Origin of the sequence: Curvibacter microcysteis (assembly GCF_028649455.1) — a bacterium.
Taxonomy (GTDB): domain Bacteria; phylum Pseudomonadota; class Gammaproteobacteria; order Burkholderiales; family Burkholderiaceae_C; genus Curvibacter; species Curvibacter microcysteis.
In genome coordinates, this window is sequence record NZ_JAQSIO010000002.1 from 164,418 (window position 1) to 180,714 (window position 16,297).

The 16,297-nt window shown below is 68.7% G+C and carries 15 protein-coding genes; 5 read left to right on the forward strand and 10 right to left on the reverse strand.

The window, feature by feature from the left end; genetic code table 11:
- The 4 genes from pstB to phoR are packed head-to-tail and all read left to right on the forward strand — an operon-like array spanning nt 1 to nt 3,623.
- Nucleotides 1-783: a phosphate ABC transporter ATP-binding protein PstB gene (pstB, locus tag PSQ39_RS05890; RefSeq protein WP_273925785.1), complete on the forward strand. Its 783-nt coding sequence runs from the start codon at nt 1-3 to the stop codon at nt 781-783.
- Nucleotides 784-792: 9 nt separating this feature from the next.
- Nucleotides 793-1,494, forward strand: a complete 702-nt coding sequence (gene phoU / locus PSQ39_RS05895; RefSeq protein WP_273925786.1) for a phosphate signaling complex protein PhoU — start codon at nt 793-795, stop codon at nt 1,492-1,494.
- A gap of 6 nt (nt 1,495-1,500) precedes the next feature.
- The gene (gene phoB, locus PSQ39_RS05900; RefSeq protein ID WP_273925787.1) at nt 1,501-2,208 is read left to right on the forward strand and encodes a phosphate regulon transcriptional regulator PhoB; all 708 of its coding nucleotides are present in this window, start codon (nt 1,501-1,503) and stop codon (nt 2,206-2,208) included.
- A 20-nt stretch (nt 2,209-2,228) separates the two neighbouring features.
- Complete coding sequence (gene phoR / locus PSQ39_RS05905; protein WP_273925788.1) at nt 2,229-3,623, forward strand: phosphate regulon sensor histidine kinase PhoR; 1,395 nt, start codon at nt 2,229-2,231, stop codon at nt 3,621-3,623.
- On the opposite strand, the gene PSQ39_RS05910 is transcribed toward phoR, so the two are convergent.
- From PSQ39_RS05910 to PSQ39_RS05925, 4 genes are all read right to left on the reverse strand, one after another.
- Nucleotides 3,562-4,920, reverse strand: a complete 1,359-nt coding sequence (locus PSQ39_RS05910; protein ID WP_273925789.1) for an MATE family efflux transporter — start codon at nt 4,918-4,920, stop codon at nt 3,562-3,564. The genes phoR and PSQ39_RS05910 overlap by 62 nt on opposite strands.
- Nucleotides 4,921-4,922: 2 nt before the next feature.
- Nucleotides 4,923-6,626 (reverse strand): hypothetical protein, encoded by a 1,704-nt coding sequence (locus PSQ39_RS05915; protein ID WP_273925790.1) that lies wholly within the window; start codon nt 6,624-6,626, stop codon nt 4,923-4,925.
- Between the two features lie 117 nt (nt 6,627-6,743).
- The gene (locus PSQ39_RS05920) at nt 6,744-7,010 is read right to left on the reverse strand and encodes a type B 50S ribosomal protein L31 (protein ID WP_273925791.1); all 267 of its coding nucleotides are present in this window, start codon (nt 7,008-7,010) and stop codon (nt 6,744-6,746) included.
- A 158-nt stretch (nt 7,011-7,168) separates the two neighbouring features.
- A complete protein-coding gene (locus PSQ39_RS05925; RefSeq protein ID WP_273925792.1) occupies nt 7,169-8,494 on the reverse strand; it encodes an ArgE/DapE family deacylase in 1,326 nt (441 codons plus the stop codon).
- Between the two features lie 143 nt (nt 8,495-8,637).
- On the opposite strand from PSQ39_RS05925, the gene PSQ39_RS05930 reads away from it, so the two are divergent.
- Complete coding sequence (locus tag PSQ39_RS05930) at nt 8,638-10,041, forward strand: amidase family protein (protein WP_273925793.1); 1,404 nt, start codon at nt 8,638-8,640, stop codon at nt 10,039-10,041.
- 33 nt (nt 10,042-10,074) lie between these two features.
- On the opposite strand, the gene PSQ39_RS05935 is transcribed toward PSQ39_RS05930, so the two are convergent.
- Genes PSQ39_RS05935 through PSQ39_RS05960 form a run of 6 tightly spaced genes read right to left on the reverse strand, consistent with a single transcriptional unit; the run spans nt 10,075 to nt 16,293 of the window.
- Nucleotides 10,075-11,370 carry an aspartate aminotransferase family protein gene (locus PSQ39_RS05935; protein ID WP_273925794.1) on the reverse strand — a complete coding sequence of 432 codons (1,296 nt, stop codon included), beginning with the start codon at nt 11,368-11,370 and terminating at the stop codon, nt 10,075-10,077.
- Nucleotides 11,371-11,390: 20 nt separating this feature from the next.
- Nucleotides 11,391-12,506 (reverse strand): phosphotransferase, encoded by a 1,116-nt coding sequence (locus PSQ39_RS05940; protein ID WP_273925795.1) that lies wholly within the window; start codon nt 12,504-12,506, stop codon nt 11,391-11,393.
- A 1-nt stretch (nt 12,507) separates the two neighbouring features.
- Nucleotides 12,508-13,536 carry a histone deacetylase family protein gene (locus PSQ39_RS05945; RefSeq protein ID WP_273925796.1) on the reverse strand — a complete coding sequence of 343 codons (1,029 nt, stop codon included), beginning with the start codon at nt 13,534-13,536 and terminating at the stop codon, nt 12,508-12,510.
- Nucleotides 13,533-14,279 (reverse strand): GntR family transcriptional regulator, encoded by a 747-nt coding sequence (locus PSQ39_RS05950; protein ID WP_273925797.1) that lies wholly within the window; start codon nt 14,277-14,279, stop codon nt 13,533-13,535. The genes PSQ39_RS05945 and PSQ39_RS05950 overlap by 4 nt, the downstream gene beginning before the upstream one ends.
- A 51-nt stretch (nt 14,280-14,330) precedes the next feature.
- Entirely contained in the window at nt 14,331-15,248 is a 918-nt protein-coding gene (locus PSQ39_RS05955) for a DMT family transporter (RefSeq protein WP_409241996.1), read from the reverse strand.
- Nucleotides 15,241-16,293, reverse strand: coding sequence for a histone deacetylase family protein (locus PSQ39_RS05960; RefSeq protein WP_273925798.1), 1,053 nt, complete (start codon nt 16,291-16,293; stop codon nt 15,241-15,243). The genes PSQ39_RS05955 and PSQ39_RS05960 overlap by 8 nt, the downstream gene beginning before the upstream one ends.
- Between the last annotated feature and the right edge of the window lie 4 nt (nt 16,294-16,297).

Below are 16,297 nucleotides of genomic sequence, written 5' to 3' on the forward strand. Positions count from 1 at the left end.
ATGACGACCACCTTCACCGTGCCCGACCACCAGGCCAAGATCGCTGTGCGCGATCTGAACTTCTACTACGGCAAATTCCACGCCCTCAAGGGCATCAACCTGAACATCCCCGAGAAGAAGGTCACCGCCTTCATCGGTCCGTCGGGTTGCGGCAAGTCGACGCTGCTGCGCACCTTCAACCGCATGTTCGAGTTGTACCCCGAGCAACGCGCCGAAGGCCAGATCGTGCTCGATGGCGAGAACCTGTTGACCTCCAAGCAAGACGTGGCCTTGATCCGCGCCAAGGTCGGCATGGTGTTCCAAAAGCCCACCCCCTTCCCGATGTCGATCTACGACAACATCGCGTTCGGTGTGAAGCTGTTCGAGAACCTCAGCGCCGCCGACATGGACGATCGCGTCGAGTGGGCCTTGCGCAAGGCGGCCCTGTGGACCGAAGTCAAGGACAAGCTCAACCAAAGTGGCTCGGGCCTCTCGGGTGGTCAACAACAACGCCTGTGCATTGCGCGCGGCATTGCGATCAAGCCCGAAGTGCTCTTGCTCGACGAGCCCTGCTCGGCGTTGGACCCCATCTCCACCGCCAAGGTGGAAGAGCTGATTGCCGAACTGAAGGACGACTACACCGTCGTCATCGTGACCCACAACATGCAACAGGCCGCGCGCTGCAGCGACTACACCGCCTACATGTACTTGGGCGACCTGGTGGAATTTGGCGAGACCGAGCAGATGTTCTTCAAGCCCACCCGCAAAGAGACTGAAGACTACATCACCGGCCGTTTCGGTTGAGGAGCCCCCATGCCTGAAAAACACCTTTCCACGCAGTTCGATGCCGACCTCAACGGCGTGTCCTCACGCGTGATGGAGCTGGGCGGCCTGGTGGAGTCCCAGATCCACCAAGCCATCTACTCGCTGTCGCAGTTCAGCCCGGAAGCGGCCGACCAGGTGATCGAGATCGAGCACCGCGTCAACGCCATGGAAATCGAGATCGACCGCGACCTGGCCTCCATCATTGCCCGCCGTCAACCCACGGCCCGCGACCTGCGCCTGCTGTTGGCCATTTCCAAGACCACCGCCAACCTCGAGCGCGTCGGTGACGAGGCCAGCAAGATCGCGCGCATGGTCAAGTCCATCATCGAAAGCGGTGCTGCGCGTCAGCTGCCCTCGTCGGACCTGCGTGTGGCAGCCGACCTGGCTTCGGGCCTGCTGCGCAAGGCCCTGGACGCTTTTGCCCGCCTGGACACCTCGACGGCCGTCTCCATCCTCAAGGAAGACGACCAGATCGACCGCGAGTTCGACGGCTTTGTGCGCAAGCTCATCACCTACATGATGGAAGATCCGCGCACCATCTCGCCCAGCCTGGACCTTTTGTTCTTGGCCAAGGCGATTGAGCGCATTGGCGACCACGCCAAAAACATCGCCGAGTTCATCATCTACGTGGTCAAGGGCACCGATGTGCGCCATGCCTCGATCGATGATGTGGAGTCGGCTCTCCGGTGATTCGAGATGAAGAAACTGCCTCAAATCCTGATTGTTGAAGACGAGCCGGCAATTGCCGAGCTGATCGCGGTCAACCTGCGCCACAACGGCTTCCAGCCGGTGTGGGCAGAGGATGGCATCTCGGCCCAGCGTGAGCTGGACGCGGTGCTGCCTGACGTCATCTTGCTCGACTGGATGCTGCCCGGCCAAAGCGGTGTGGCGCTGGCGCGCAAATGGCGCGCGGATGCCCGCACCAAGGGCGTGCCCATCCTGATGCTGACGGCTCGGGGTGACGAGTCCGACAAGGTGCAAGGTCTCGATGCCGGTGCTGACGACTACATCACCAAGCCGTTTTCCACTCAGGAATTGTTGGCCCGCATCCGTGCCGTGCTGCGCCGCCGCGCGCCCGAGCAGGTGTCGGACGCGGTGACGATTGGCGAGTTGGTGCTGGACGCTGCCACTTACCGTGTCACCTTCCAAGGCCAGCCCTTGAAGGTCGGCCCGACTGAATTCAAGCTGCTGCACTACCTCATGAAGCACTCCGAGCGCGTGCACAGCCGTTCCCAGTTGCTGGACCGTGTCTGGGGCGACCATGTGTTCATCGAAGAGCGTACGGTTGACGTGCACGTCAAGCGCCTGCGTGAAGCCCTGGGCGGCGCGGGTACCATGGTGGAGACGGTGCGGGGCGCCGGCTACCGATTGACGGGTCAACCCCAGACGGCTGTTTCTGCCTGACCGCTGCGGCGGCTCACTCCATGACATTTCGGTTTTTGAGTTTTGTAGGGGCCCAGCTGCTGGCGGGCGCCCTGGGCTGGGCGCTGGCCGAATGGCTGGGCGCCTCGATCGCCGTGGTGGTGGGCACCTGGGTCTGGTTCTTGTTGGACGTCTGGCGCGGCCTGAGCGTGCGCCGCTGGCTGCGCAAGGGCGACGCCAATGCGGCACCGCAAATTGGCGGTCTGTGGGGCGAGGTGTCCGACCGCGCCCGCCGTTTGCTGCGCCAAGAGGCCAAGAAGGCCAGCGACAGCGAACAGCGTCTGCAGGACTTCCTGGCCGCGATCCAGGCCTCGCCCAATGGCGTGGTGCTGCTCGATCCCGAAGGCCACATCGAGTGGTGCAACCAGACGGCCGCCGAACACTTTGGCTTTGACCCGCAGCGCGACCTGATGCAGTCCATCGGCAACCTGCTGCGCGACCCCTTGTTTGCCGCCTACTACGCCTCGCGAGACTACAGCCACGACATCGTGATGTCCGGGCGAGACAGCACCGTGTCGCGGCCTGTGCGCCTGTCGGTTCACCTGCATGCCTACGGCGAGGGCCGGCGCCTGCTGCTGTCGCGTGACGTGACGGCGCTGGACCAAGCCGACGCCATGCGGCGCGACTTTGTGGCCAATGTGTCGCATGAGATCCGCACGCCGCTCACCGTCTTGTCGGGCTTCATCGAGACCTTGCAAACCCTCAACCTGGAGCCGCAGGAGCGCCAGCACTACCTGAGCCTGATGGCCCAGCAGGGCAGCCGCATGCAGACCGTGGTGAACGACTTGCTCACCTTGTCGCGGCTCGAGGGCAGTCCTGCGCCCGGCCTCAACGACTGGCAACCTGTCGGCGCCTTGCTGCAGCATTGCGAGCAAGAGGCGCTGGCCCTGTCGGGCGTGGTCACCGCCCACAGCGGGCGCCGCCACCAGATCCATTTTGACGACGCACAGGCCCAGGGCGTGGACCTGGCGGGCTCGCACAATGAGCTGCAGAGCGCGTTGTCCAACCTGATCAGCAATGCCGTGCGCTACACCCCGGGCGGCGGCAGCATCCAGGTCAGTTGGCGCATGCTGCCCGATGGGCGCGCCGAATTTGAAGTGCGTGACACCGGCCCCGGCATCGCGCCGGAGCACATCCCACGGCTGACCGAGCGCTTTTACCGCGTGGACCGCAGCCGCTCGCGCGAAACCGGTGGCACCGGGCTGGGCCTGGCCATCGTCAAGCATGTGGTGCAGCGCCATGGCGCCCAGTTGTTGATCGAGAGCAGCCTGGGCGTGGGGTCCCGTTTTGCCATCACCTTCCCGGCCAGCCGCCTGCGCTGCCAGGCCTTGGGCCTCAATGCGGGGGCGTCTGCGCTGCCATCGAGCGCCGAAGTGCGATCCAAAGCATGGGCGTGAGCACCGCTGCGGCCACGGCCAGGGCCACGGTGCTGCTGGCCCAAAAAGCGTCTGCGCTGGCCCAGGGGGCTTGGTTTCCCAGTCCCTGGTAAGCCAGCACATAGCCGCCGCCCAGGCCTGCGCCCCACAGCAGCACGCTGTAGACCAGCAGCGGGACCAGGGTCACGCGGTAGCAGCGCAGCACAAACACACACAGGGTTTGCCAGGCATCGGCCAAGTGGTAGAGCGCCACCCACAGCAGCAGGGGCGCCGCTTGCTGGGCCACCTCGGGGGATTCGGCATACCAGCGTGGCAAGGCCTCACGGCCGAGCAGCAAAGCCCCCGACGCCAGCACGCTCAAGCCGACGGCCAGGCCCAGGCCGGTTTGGACGGCCGCCCGCGCCTGGGCGGGCTGGTCAGCGCCCAGCCAGTAACTGGTGCGCGCACTGGTGGCAATGGCCAAGGACAAGGGCACCATGTAGAGCACCGCCGTGACGTTGGCAGCGATCTGGTGGCTGGCGGCGGCCGTGGTGCCCAGGCGGGCAATGAACAGGGCCATCAGCGTGAACGAGGTGACTTCGACCATCACCGACAGGCCAGCGGGCAAGCCCAGCCGCATGAACTGCGCGAGCTGGCTTCGGTCGGGGCGCTCCAGCGGCTGCCAGAGCTGCAAGGGCCGGTAGGCGGCTTGGCGCTGCAGCATCAACAGGCCCAGACCCAGCAGGCTGTAGTTGACCACCAGTGTGGCCACGGCGCAGCCTGTGGCACCATAAGCCGGCAGCCCGGCACCCCCCCAAGTCAGCAGCATGGACAAGGGCACTTTGATGGCCAGGCCGCCCAGTTGCAAGGCCGTCACCAGGCGGGGCTGGTGCAAGGCCTGGCTCAGCGTGCTGTAGATGCGAAACAGCAAAGCAGGCGGCAGCGCCCAGGCCAGGACGGCCAGGTACTGGCGCACGTCAGGGCGCAAGGCCTCTGGGACCTGGGTCCATTCCAGGGCCGGTTCGGGCCACAGCAGCAAGCCCATGCCCAGCACGGCCGCGACAGCGCCCAGGTAAAGCGATTGGCGCACCGAGCGCCCGACCGCTTCGGGCCGACCCGCGCCTTGCAGTTCGGCCCAGATGGGCAGCAAGGCCTGCAGCACACCCATCAGGCCGACATAGACGCTGATGTAGAAAGCCGAGCCCACGGCCAAGGCGGCCAAAGCTTCCGGCGAGTGGCGACCCGCGACCAGCGTATCGGTCACGCCATAGGCCATCACGGCCAACTGACCCGCCAACACCGTGCCGGCATGGCGGGCAATCAAGCGCATTTCGCTCACGCTCAGCTCCCGCTGCGGCGGTACAGCAAGACGGCTTCGCGGCGCTCCACGGGGCGCCAGACACTGCTTTCAAATTGCCACTGCGCCATGTTGGGCGGTACCTGGCCCGGCCCAGCGGGTTCACGTCCGAGCAGCAACCAGTCGCAGCGCGGTTGTTCACCCAAGGCGTGCACGCGCAGCTCCCCGTGGTACTGGAAGGCGGCCACCTGGGCCTGGTTCAGGCCAAAGGCGTCCGCGCAGTGGGCCGTGCCCATCAGGGCGCGCGCGGACTGCACCATGGTGGCGTAGCTCTGGGCGTAGTCCAACAGCGGCAGCCACAGCGTCATGAGCAGGATCCAGCCCAGGGCGGCACCGCCCGCGGGCAGTACCAGGCTCTTCCAGATGGCGGCCCGCTGCCGGCCGGCACGCCACTTGACCAGGGCGATCCAGGCCCCGGTGGCCGTCAGGGCACACAGCAGCGGGAAGAGCGAAAAATCAGGTTGGAAGCCGGGCGCCAGGCGCGCCACATTGGCCGCCGGCTGGGCCGGAAAGCCTGTTTGCATGGCCAGCCAGATCACCCAGATGATGATGGCCGCACCGGTGAAAAACAGCAGGGTGAACCAGTCGATCAGCGCGCCCATGCTGCGGCTCAGCGTGGGCAAGGCAAAGGCGGCCAAGGTGGCCAAGGCGGGAAGCCCCAGCAGCAAGGCCCGGTCGGCCGGCACGGTGGTGAAGGTGGCGACCACCGACACCGCCACAAACCAAAGTGGCAGGCTCAGGTGCAGCGGCCAGCGCTTGCCGCGCAGGTGATGGCGCCAGCGCCAGACCGACCAGGCCGCCAAGGGCCAGGCCGGCCAGGCAAACCAGACCAGGAGGCGCAACAGGCTGCGGGCCTCAGGCAAGTCAGGCCAGAGCACGCGCCAGCGGTTCAGGTCCAAGGCCAAGACCAGAACCCCCACGGCCAGCGTGACCACGCCAGCCACCGTGGCCACTTGGCCCGGGCTGTGTTGGCGGCCGGGCTCGTTGTCCGCCGGGTGGGTTTGGGCCCAGCACAGGCCGGTGGCGCCCAGGCCAAAGATCAGGGCCAGCGAGGGTGCACCGCTCAAGGCCAAGCCGCCCAGGCCGGCGCCCAGCGCCAGCACCGGCGCCACGCGCCGGTAAGGGCTGGCGGCGACGGCGTAAAAGGCCAGGCTGGTGCAGCACAGTTGGGCCAGGTAAGAGGTGGTTTCGTGCGACAGCCGCGCCAGGCCCAGGCAGGCCATCAAGGCCAGCAGGCCGCCATCGGCGAGCGCGCGGGCGTAGTCATTGGGGCGGGCCTCGCCGCCGAAGGCAAAGGCGACCGGCTGGGCGCGGGGGCTGCGCGCCAGGTAGTAAACGCCATACCAGGTGGCCACCAAGGTCAGGGTCAGCATGACCATGAAGGGCAGGCGGGTCACCAACTCCGGCGACCAGCCAGCAGGCGCCAACAGCACGGCCCCGGCCCCCAGCCAGTAGGCCAGCAAGCCGTCGGTCTCAGGGGGCATGCCCGCCAGCGTGGGGTTGAGCCAGGGCGTGTGGCCGCCCGCCAGTTCCAGCATGAACCCGAGCGCCGCGATGTCGCCATTCTTCCAGGGGCCATGGCCCCAGAAGCCCGCCATCACATAGGCCGCGCACAGGCCCAGCAGGGCCCAGCGGGGCAGGCGGCGCACGGCACTTTGGGCAACGATGGCAGGGGAGGTGGAGTTCAACTTGGGCGCGGGTGTGATGGGGATGGGCGGATCAGGCCCAGAAAAGCAAAAAGGCAGCACGTTGACCGGGCTGCCTTTTTAGCAGAAGTCGAACCGGCGGCATGCGCCGGCTTTGACTTACTTGCTGGGGGTGGCCAGCTTGCCGAAGCGGTTGCGGAAGCGCTCGACACGACCGCCCATGTTGTCCACCGACTTTTGGGTGCCGGTGTAGAAGGGGTGCGATTCGCTGGAGGTGTCCAGCTTGAACAGCGGCAGTTCGCGGCCGTCTTCGGTCTTGCCCATTTCCTTGGTGTTCACGCAGGAACGGGTCACAAACTTGAAGCCGTTCGACAGGTCCACAAACAGGACTTCGCGGTAGTTCGGGTGAATGCCTTCTTTGGCCATGATCTTTACCTTGTAAATACTTGCGAGAGCCACTGCACACCCACTGCGCAGCACTTTTCGCCAAAAGCCCTCCATTATCACCTTTTTTGGAGGGCGTTTCAAGATGGGCTCTGTCGGGGTGAGCTCGCCCCGGGGGCTGGTCCCGGGGCGCAGCGAGCTCAGGCCTGCCAGGGCAGCACGCCGCACCAGTCGACCATGAAGCGCGCCAGGGTCTGGCTGACGCGCTTCATGCTGCTCAGCGAGACCGATTCGTCAATGCCATGGATGTGCCGCGCGACGGGCCCGTAGTTGGTCACCGGCAGGTCGGTGGCCAGGCTGAAGTGGCGCCCGTCGGTGGTGGCGGTGCAGGCCAGGCGCGTGGGGGCCTGGCCGTTGACTTGGGTGTGGGCCTGGGCCAAGGCTTGCATGGCGGGGTGCTCCAGGTTGTAGACACAGCCTGGCGAGCGGTGCCCGCGCGCGCTGATCTCAATTTGCAGCGCCGGGTTCAGTGCCTGGGCCTTGGCACGCAGGCGCTGGCTGATGTCGGCCAGCGCTGCATCGGCATCCACGCCGGGGAAGTAGCTGCAGCGCAAGCCCAGGGTGCAGGTGCAGGGCACCGAAGAATTCCACTCGCCACCTTCGATGGTGCCCAGGTTGAAATTCAGCGGGTGGGCCACATCGGCAAAAGCGGGGTGGCGGCGCTCGGGTGCGTTCCATTCGGCCTCCATCACCTTCAGCTCGGCCACCAGGGCCATGCCGGCCTCGATGGGGTTGAGCCCGCTGCCCATGTAGGCCACATGGGCGGGTCGCCCGGTCAGGGTGACGAACAACCAACTCACCCCCACCTGGGCCGCCATGAGGGTCTCGCCAAAGGGCTCGGGGATGATCACCGCGTCGAAGTCGGTCAGCCGGGCCTTGGCCAGGGTGTTGGTCAGCGCATGGACGGTCGACAAGGTGCCATTGCCCGTGTTTTCCTCGTCCAGCACCGCATTGAAGCCCACGACGCCGGCCGGCTGAAGGCCCAGCGAACGCAAGGCCTGCAAGGCGATGAGGGTGCAGATCAGCCCCCCTTTCATGTCGCCCGCGCCGCGCCCGTACAGCCAGTCACCCTCGACCCGAGGCTGGAAGGGGGGGCTGTGCCACAGGCTGTCGGGGCCCGTGGGCACCACGTCGAGGTGGCCATTGAACAGCACCGAGCGCCCGCGTGGCGTGCCGGCGGGCGGCAGGTGCCGGGCCAGCAGGTTGTAGCGCCCATTGTCGGGGTCGCAGGGGCAGGAGAAAAGCGGTGAGTCCTGGATCAGGCGGCTGTCCAGCAGGATGCGTTCGCAGTCCAGGCCCAGGGCTTGCATCTGCGCTTCCAGCACGGCGGCGGCGGGTTGTTCGGCGCCCGAGAGGCTGGGCGCGGCGACCAGGGCGCTGAGCTGGCTCACCATCGTGTCGTGCAAGGCGTCGACGGCCAGTGCCAGCGCTTCGGTGCTGGGCGTGAGGGCGGTAGAGGGGGTCATGGCAAGCTCCTGGCGCTGGTGGCCGTGCAAGTGGAAGAAGACCCGCCGCAGCGCAGCGCGCGCGGCTGGGCAAGTGGAGGCGGCGCCGCTATGCTGGCCCGCTGTTCCCTGGTTTTGTTGGAAAGAAAAAGGCTGAACCTGTGATGACTGAAGCTTGGCGTTTGACGGCCACCGAACTGGCCTCTTTGATCCGTTCCCGGCAACTCTCTGCCGAGGAGGCCGCCCAGTCGGCCCTGCAGCGTCTGGCGGCGGTCAACCCGGCGATCAACGCCGTGGTCGAGCACCGCCCCGACGAGGTGCTGGCCCAGGCCCGGGCCATCGATGCCGCCCTGGCCCGCGGCGAGGACCCAGGGCCCCTGGCCGGCGTGCCCGTGACCACCAAGGTCAATGTGGACCAGCGCGGTTTTGCCACCACCAATGGCCTGCGCGCCCAGCAGGACTGGGTCGCCGAGCACGATAGTCCGGTGGTCGAGAACCTGCGCCGCGCCGGCGCCGTGCTGCTGGGGCGCACCAACACCCCGGCCTTCAGCTACCGCTGGTTCACCAGCAACCTGCTGCACGGTCAGACCCTGAACCCGCGCGACGCCCGCCTGACGCCTGGGGGCTCCTCGGGCGGCGCTGGGGCCTCGGTGGCGGCCGGCATTGGCCACATCGCGCACGGCACAGACATTGCCGGCTCGGTGCGCTACCCCGCCTACGCCTGCGGTGTGCACGGCCTGCGCCCCTCGCTGGGCCGCATCCCGGCCTACAACGCCTCCTCGCCTGAGCGCGGCATCGGTCCGCAGCTGATGGCCGCTTCGGGCCCACTGGCGCGCAGCGTGACCGATCTGCGCCTGGCGCTGCAGGTCATGTCGGCGCCCGACGCGCGCGACCCCTGGTGGGTGCCCGCGCCGCTGCAAGGACCGGCTGCGCCGCTGCGCGCCGCGCTGTGCGTGCGGCCCGACGGCCTGGCCACCCAGCCCGAGGTGGTGGCGGCTTTGCTCGACGCGGCCGAGCGCCTGCGCACTGCAGGTTGGCAGGTCGACGAGATCGACACCCTGCCGCCTTTGCGCGAGGCCGTCCGCTTGCAAATGCGCTTGTGGCTGGGTGAAGGTTATGCCGCCCAGGTGGCCGCAGCCGAGCGCGAGGGCGACCCAGGCGCCCTGACCGCGCTGGCGGGTTACCGCGCCGTGGCCGAGGGCTTGCCGCCGGGCAGCCTGTCCGACACCCTGACCCGGCGCGCCGCCCTGGTGCGCCTGTGGCAGTTGTTCTTCGAGCGCTACCCGGTCTTGCTCTTGCCCGTCAGCGCCGAACTGCCCTTTGCCAACGACCTGGACCTGCAAGGGGAGGCGGCCTACGCCCGCGTCTGGGAGGCGCAACTGACCCAGATCGGTCTGCCCTTCATGGGCTTGCCGGGCCTGACCGTGTCCACCGGTCTGGTGGGGCGCACCCCGGTGGGTGTGCAGCTCACGGCCAGCCGCTTCCGCGAGGACCTCTGCCTGCTGGCTGGCGAGGCCATCGAGGCCGGGGGCACGCCCAGTGCCCCGGTCGACCCCTGGCGGCCGTGAGGCGCGAGCGCGGTGCCAGCAGCCCATGCCGGGTCAGCCCGCCACGGCCTCGGTGAGCACGGCGTCCAGCGCCTCGACCAGTTGGTCTGCGTGGGTGCGTGAGAACACCAGCGGCGGCCGGATCTTCAGCGCACTGGCCTGCTCGCCAGTGGCGCTGAGCAGCACCTGGCGTTGGCGCAGGCCGTTGACCACGCGCGCGGTCAGGGCCGCGTCGGGGGTCCGCTGCGCCCGGTCGGCGACCAGCTCCAGTCCGATGAACAGGCCGGCGCCACGCACATCGCCAATCGCCTCGTGGCGCTGGGCCAACTGCCGCAGTTGTTCGCGCAGGTAGTGGCCCACGGCCAGGGCGTTGGCCTGCAGGCCCTCACCCTCGATCACGTCCAGCACCGCGCTGGCCACGGCCATGGACACGGGGTTGCCACCAAAGGTGTTGAAGTAGCGGCACTCGCGGCCAAAGGCCGCCATCACCTCGGGGCGCACGGCCAGGCCCGCCACTGGGTGGCCGTTGCCCATGGGCTTGCCCAGGGTGACGATGTCGGGCACCACGCCATGGCGGGCAAAACCCCACATCGACTCGCCCGTGCGGCCAAAGCCGGGTTGCACCTCGTCGGCGATGAAGACGCCGCCAGCGGCCCGGATCGCTTGCACGGCCTCTTGCAGAAAGCCGGGCGGCGCGGTGCAGATGCCGTCGCTCGAGAACACGGTGTCCACCAGCAGGGCCGCCGCTTGCTGACCGTGCGCCTGCAGGTCGGCGATGGCGGCGCGCACGCCCTCGGCCAGCTGCCGACCCAGGCTGTCCGGGTCTTGGCGGTAGCTGTCGGGCGCCGGGATGGTGCGCACGTTGGGCCCGATCTTGACCAGCTTGCCCAGCGAGGGTGAGGCCTCGGCCAACGAGGCGGTGACGCCGTGGTAGGCGAACTGGGTCACGATCAACCCTTGCGCGCCCGTGTGGGTGCGGGCGATGCGCAGCGCCAGGTCATTGGCCTCGCTGCCGGTGCAGGTGAACATGGCGTGGCCGAGTTCGGGCGGCAGCAGGGCCAGCAGGCGCTCGGCATAGGCCAGCACGCCTTCGTGCAGGTAGCGGGTGTGGGTGTTCAGCGTGGCGGCCTGGCGCGCCAGGGCCTGCACCACATGGGGGTGGCTGTGGCCCACGCTGGCCACGTTGTTGTAGGCGTCCAAAAAAGGCCGGCCCTGGGCGTCGTACAGCCACACGCCTTCGCCGCGAACGGGGTGGAAAGGGGTGTCGTAAAAGGTGCGGTAGGCCGGGCCCAGCAGGCGGGTACGGCGCGCCAGCAGCGCGGCGCTGTCAACGGTGTCGGTGGCGTTCATGACGGGGCTTTCAGACCGATTCAAAGCGAGGGCAGGGGCAGATCGCAGGCCTGGTGCAGCAGGGCGCTGGCGTGGGCCGGGTCCAAGCCGTCCAGTGCCTGGAGGCGCGCCCATGAGATGGGGTTGTTGCGCAGCAGGTAGGGCGCGTTGTCGGGCTGGCGGGCGGCGCGCCAGCCACTGATGGCCACCACCATGGCCAGGCGCGCACGGATCAGCGCGGGCAGCACCTGCAGCTCGGCCGATTGCAGCGGCAGCACCGTGTGGTAGGCCGCGCAGAAGTCGGCGATGGTGCCCAGGGCGTCGCGCTCCACCTCGATTTGATAAGACGCGGCCACCGCCAGGTCGTCGACCAGGGGCGCGTGCACCATGTCGCCCAGGTCGAGGATGCCGCTCAGGCGCTCGGGCGCGGCGGGGTCGACCAGCAGGTTGTAGATGTTGAAGTCGTTGTGGATGGCCTGGCGGCGCAGGCCGGCCAGGCGCGGCAGGGCCTGGGTCTCAAAAGCGTCCAGCGCGCGCGCGGCCAGGGCACGCCGCGCCGGGTCAGGCACATGGCGCAGCAGGCCGCGGGCCCGGTGCGCGTACTGGATGTCCCAAGGCAGAGCCAGGGTGCTGGCTGGGTGCTGCAGGCCGGCCAGGGCGCGGTCCAGCCGGGCCAGGGCCTGGGCCACACTGGCGCGCTGGGCCGCCGAGCGCGGTGCCTGGGGCATGGGCAGGCCTTCCAGGTAGCTGAACAGGCGCATCACCCGGGTCTGGCCGCCGGGGCAGGGCAGCAGCACGGCGTCGGCGCCCTCCAGGGTGGGCCACAGGCGTTGCACCGGCAGGCTGGGGTCGCTCTGGGCCAGGTAGCGCAGCGCTTGGGTCTGGAAGTCGGCCACCAGCGGGGACTCCAGCGGGTGGGAGATTTTCAGCATGGCGCGCGGGCCGTGCTCGGGGGTCACCAGGAAGTTGGCATCGCGCTCGCCGCTCAGGGGGCTGAACTGGGCTTGCAGGCCGTAGTGCTGCAGCAGCAGGGCCTGGGCCTGGTCCAGCGCAAATGGCGCGGGTGGGGCGTTGAGCACGGCCGCACCGGGCAGGTCGCTGGCCTCGTCGTCGATCTCGGCGGCGGTGGGGGGGCTGGGCTGGTGGGGGCTGTGCATGTCAGACCACGGCTTCAAAGCCGCGCAGGGCGCTGGCCAGGTTGGGACCCAGGTCGTCGGACAGGTAGCCGCCCTCTTGCACCAGCACGGTGGGCAGGCCCAGGCGGGCGATCTCGGCAGTGATCAGCGCAAAGCCCTCGGTGGTCACGGCCATGGCCTGGTAGGGGTCTCGCTCGTGGGCGTCCAGGCCCAGGCTGACCACCAGGGCGCCCGGGGCAAAGGCGCGCACGGCAGTGCAGGCGCGCGCCAGGGCCTGCAGGTAGGCGGCGGTGTCGGTGCCCTTGGGCAGGGGCAGGTTGAGGTTGTAGCCCAGGCCGTCGCCCTCGCCACGCTCATGGGCGTGGCCGGTGAAGAAGGGGGTGCAGAAATGCGGATCGCCATGCAGCGACACGGTGAGCACGTCGTTGCGGCGCCAGAAGATGCCCTGGGTGCCGTTGCCGTGGTGCACGTCGACGTCCAGGATGGCGACGCGCGCATGGCGCTGGCGCAGGTGCTGGGCCGCGATGGCGGCGTTGTTCAGGTAGCAAAAGCCGTTGGCGCGGTCGGCGTAGGCATGGTGACCGGGCGGTCGGCACAGGGCGTAGGCGGCGTGTTCGCCGTCCAGCACCAGTTGGGCGGCGTGGGTGGCGACCTGGGCCGACTGCGTCGCGGCGCGCCAGGTGTGCTGGCCAATGCTGCAGGCGTTGTCGCCCATGTGGTAGCCGGCTTGGCCCACCAGGCTGTCGGGGTAGCTGAAGGGCTGGCCGGGGAAGGGGTAGACATTGGGCATGACCTCGTCGGAGGCGCCCTCCAGGGTCTGCCAGCGGGCCCAGGCGGTTTCGAGGAAGTGCAGGTACTGCGGGGTGTGGACCGCCGCGCGCGAGCCGCCACCGTGGTCCTCAGGGGCCAGCACGGTGTGACCGGCGGCCTGGGCCGAGGCCAGCAGGCGGTAGGCGCGCTCGGGCTGCTCGTTGCTGCGCTTGAGGCGCCCGCGCACGATGAACTGCTGCGGGTCGTGGTCTTGGTGCTGGTCCGAGTAGACGATCTTCATGGTGGCGTGGGGGACGGGTTGGAGGGGGCCGGTGGGCTGGGTTTGAACAGGGCTTGCACATGCTCCTGGCCTTCCACCAGGTGGTGGTGCAGGGCGTGGTCGGCGGCCTGGGCGTCGCGGCGCAGCAGCGCTTGCACCAGGGGCTGGTGCGACTCGGCGATCAGCGCCGGGTCGCGGTAGCTGCCCTCGGTGAGGGCCAGGATCATGCGGATTTCGGTCTGCATGTTGTTGAACAGGCGCTGCAGGTAGGCGTTGCCGGAGATCTCGCACAGGTAGGCGTGGATGCCCAGGTCCAGGGTCACGCGTTCGGCCTGGGCCAGGCGCGGCGCTTGGGCCACCATTTCGTCGACGCGGGCTTGCAGCTGGGCCAGTTGGGCCTCGGTGGCTTGCTGGCAGGCCAGGCCGGTGGCCATGCGCTCTAAGCCGATGCGGACTTGGAACAGGTCGTCGATCTCTTTGGGCGTGATGGTGCGCACGGCAAAGCCATGGCGCGGGCGCGACACCAGCAGGCCTTGGCTTTCCAGGCGGCGTGCGGCCTCGCGCACCGGGGCGCGGCTGATGCCCATCTGGCGCGCCAGTTCGGCTTCGACAATGCGCTCGCCAGGGCCCAGTCGGCCGGCGACGATGGCCTGCTGCAATTGGGCTTCGACCACGGCCACCAGGTCGGGCAGCTCGATGGACGAAAAGCCGGCGGCGCTGGCGGCGCCGCTCAGGCTGGGGTTCAGGGGCTGGAAGGGCTGCATATCTCCTCTTTTTCTGTCGGGGCCGGTGCGGCTGCACGGGGCGTCGGGGCGCTACTTTAAGCGCCTGGGCAGGGCCAGGTAGACGCCCGCGCCCATGATCAGCGCGATGCCCATGAGCGCCACCCCATCGGGCGAGCGCTGAAACCAGAAGGTGCTGATCAGCACCGCGAGCAGGAGTTGCAGGTAGTTCATGGGCGCCAGCGTGGCTGCCGAGACGCGCCGAAAGGCCGCCAGCAACAGCAACTGAGCCCCGCCGCTGACCACGCCCCCTGCAATCAGCAAGGCCAATTCGGTGGCGCTGGGCCAGACCACGGGCGGCGTGAACAGGGCTGGCAAGTTGGTCACCAGCAGGCACACCGCGGCCATGTAGGCAAATTGCACGGGCGCGGGCACTAGGCCCGCCAGGCGACGCGTCAGCACCTGGAACAGGGCATAGCAGACGGCGGCCAGGGCCATGAGCAAGGTGCCCGCCATTGGCAGGGCGCCGCCAGGCCGCACGATCAGCAGCATGCCGGCAAAGCCCACCCACACCGCCACCCATTGCACCCGGCCCACCCGCTCGCCCAGCACCCAGGGCGACAGCGCGACCATGATCAGCGGGGCGGTGAAGTAAATGGCGGTGGCTTCGGCCAGCGGCATGCTGGCCAGCGCGGTCATGAAGCTGGTGGCCACGATGGCCAGCATCAGGCTGCGCAGCAAGAGCAGTTTTTGGTGCGGCTGGCGCCACACCCGCCAGTCACCATGGCGCCACAGCAGCACGGCCGCCATGCCACTGACGGCGATGTAGCGCGTCAGGTTCATCAGCGTGGCGGGGTAGTGGAACAGCATCTGCTTGGCAAAGGCGTCGTAGCAGGCGAAGGCCAGCAAGGCCCCCAGGAACAGCAGCATGCCGCTGCGTGGCGAGGCCACAGCGCCTGGCAGGGGCGCGGCGCGGGCCGCGGTGAGGGCTGCGGCGGTGGGCTCAGCCATGCAGGCCTTCCAGGAAGGCGCGCAGGCCGGGGCCGATGGCCTCGACCATGTAGCCACCTTCTTGCACCACCACCGTGGGCAGGCCCAGCGCGCGCACCTGGGCGCCTGCCAGGCGGTAGGCCTCAAAGTCCAGGCGCAGCACGCTGATGGGGTCGTCCTTGTAGGTGTCAAAGCCCAGGGACAGCACCAGGGCACGGGGTGCAAAGTCGCGCAGCGCGATGACGGCGCTTTCGAGCGCGGCGCTGAATTCGGCGTTGCCGCTGCCGTGGCGCAGCGGCAGGTTGAGGTTGCAGCCCAGGCCGGCGCCCAGGCCGCGCTCTTCGGGGTAGCCGGTGTAGAAGGGGAAGTACTGGCTGGGGTCGGCATGGGTGGAGACGGTCATCACCTCGGCGCGCTCATAGAAGATGTTTTGCGTGCCGTCGCCATGGTGGGCGTCCACATCGAGCACGGCCACGCGGCCAAAGGTGGACAGCAGGCGTTCGGCCGCGCAGGCGCTGTTGTTGACAAAGCAAAAGCCGCTGGCGCGGTCGCGGTGGGCATGGTGGCCCGAGGGGCGGCACAGGGCGTAGGCGGCGGGTTCGCCCGCGCAGACCGCGTCGGCCGCCGCCACCGCCGAATGGGCCGAGCGCAGGATGGCGCGCCAGCTGTCCGGCCCGATCGGGCAGGACAGGTCACCGAGGTAGTAGCCGGTCTGCGCCACCAGCGAGGGCGAGGGGCAGGGCCCGCGACCTGCCCCCGCCCCGGCGCGCGGGTACGGCGCCAGGTTGGGCAGCACCTCGATGCCAGGCTCCACCCCGGGACGGCGCAGCGCCTGCCAGCGGGGCCAGGCGGTCTCCAGGTAGTCCAGGTAGTCTGGGCTGTGCACGGCTTCCAGTGGGGCGCGGCCCAGCTCGGGCGGCTCGTGCACGGGCACACCGCAGCCGTGCAGGGCGGCCTGCAAGGCGTCGGCGCGGCTGGGCAACTCGGCTGGGGGCATCAGCCGGCCCAGGCGCATGAACTGCTGCGGCGTGTGCAGCAGCTGGTCGGGGGCGAAGAAGGCTTGCATGGCC

Coding starts and splice junctions, on each gene's coding strand:
- pstB (WP_273925785.1), top strand. CDS start 1: ATGACGACCACCTTCACCGTGCCCGACCACCAGGCCAAGATCGCTGTG.
- phoU (WP_273925786.1), top strand. CDS start 793: ATGCCTGAAAAACACCTTTCCACGCAGTTCGATGCCGACCTCAACGGC.
- phoB (WP_273925787.1), top strand. CDS start 1,501: ATGAAGAAACTGCCTCAAATCCTGATTGTTGAAGACGAGCCGGCAATT.
- phoR (WP_273925788.1), top strand. CDS start 2,229: ATGACATTTCGGTTTTTGAGTTTTGTAGGGGCCCAGCTGCTGGCGGGC.
- PSQ39_RS05920 (WP_273925791.1), bottom strand. CDS start 7,010: ATGGCCAAAGAAGGCATTCACCCGAACTACCGCGAAGTCCTGTTTGTG.
- PSQ39_RS05925 (WP_273925792.1), bottom strand. CDS start 8,494: ATGACCCCCTCTACCGCCCTCACGCCCAGCACCGAAGCGCTGGCACTG.
- PSQ39_RS05930 (WP_273925793.1), top strand. CDS start 8,638: ATGACTGAAGCTTGGCGTTTGACGGCCACCGAACTGGCCTCTTTGATC.
- PSQ39_RS05935 (WP_273925794.1), bottom strand. CDS start 11,370: ATGAACGCCACCGACACCGTTGACAGCGCCGCGCTGCTGGCGCGCCGT.
- PSQ39_RS05940 (WP_273925795.1), bottom strand. CDS start 12,506: ATGCACAGCCCCCACCAGCCCAGCCCCCCCACCGCCGCCGAGATCGAC.
- PSQ39_RS05945 (WP_273925796.1), bottom strand. CDS start 13,536: ATGAAGATCGTCTACTCGGACCAGCACCAAGACCACGACCCGCAGCAG.
- PSQ39_RS05950 (WP_273925797.1), bottom strand. CDS start 14,279: ATGCAGCCCTTCCAGCCCCTGAACCCCAGCCTGAGCGGCGCCGCCAGC.
- PSQ39_RS05955 (WP_409241996.1), bottom strand. CDS start 15,248: ATGGCTGAGCCCACCGCCGCAGCCCTCACCGCGGCCCGCGCCGCGCCC.
- PSQ39_RS05960 (WP_273925798.1), bottom strand. CDS start 16,293: ATGCAAGCCTTCTTCGCCCCCGACCAGCTGCTGCACACGCCGCAGCAG.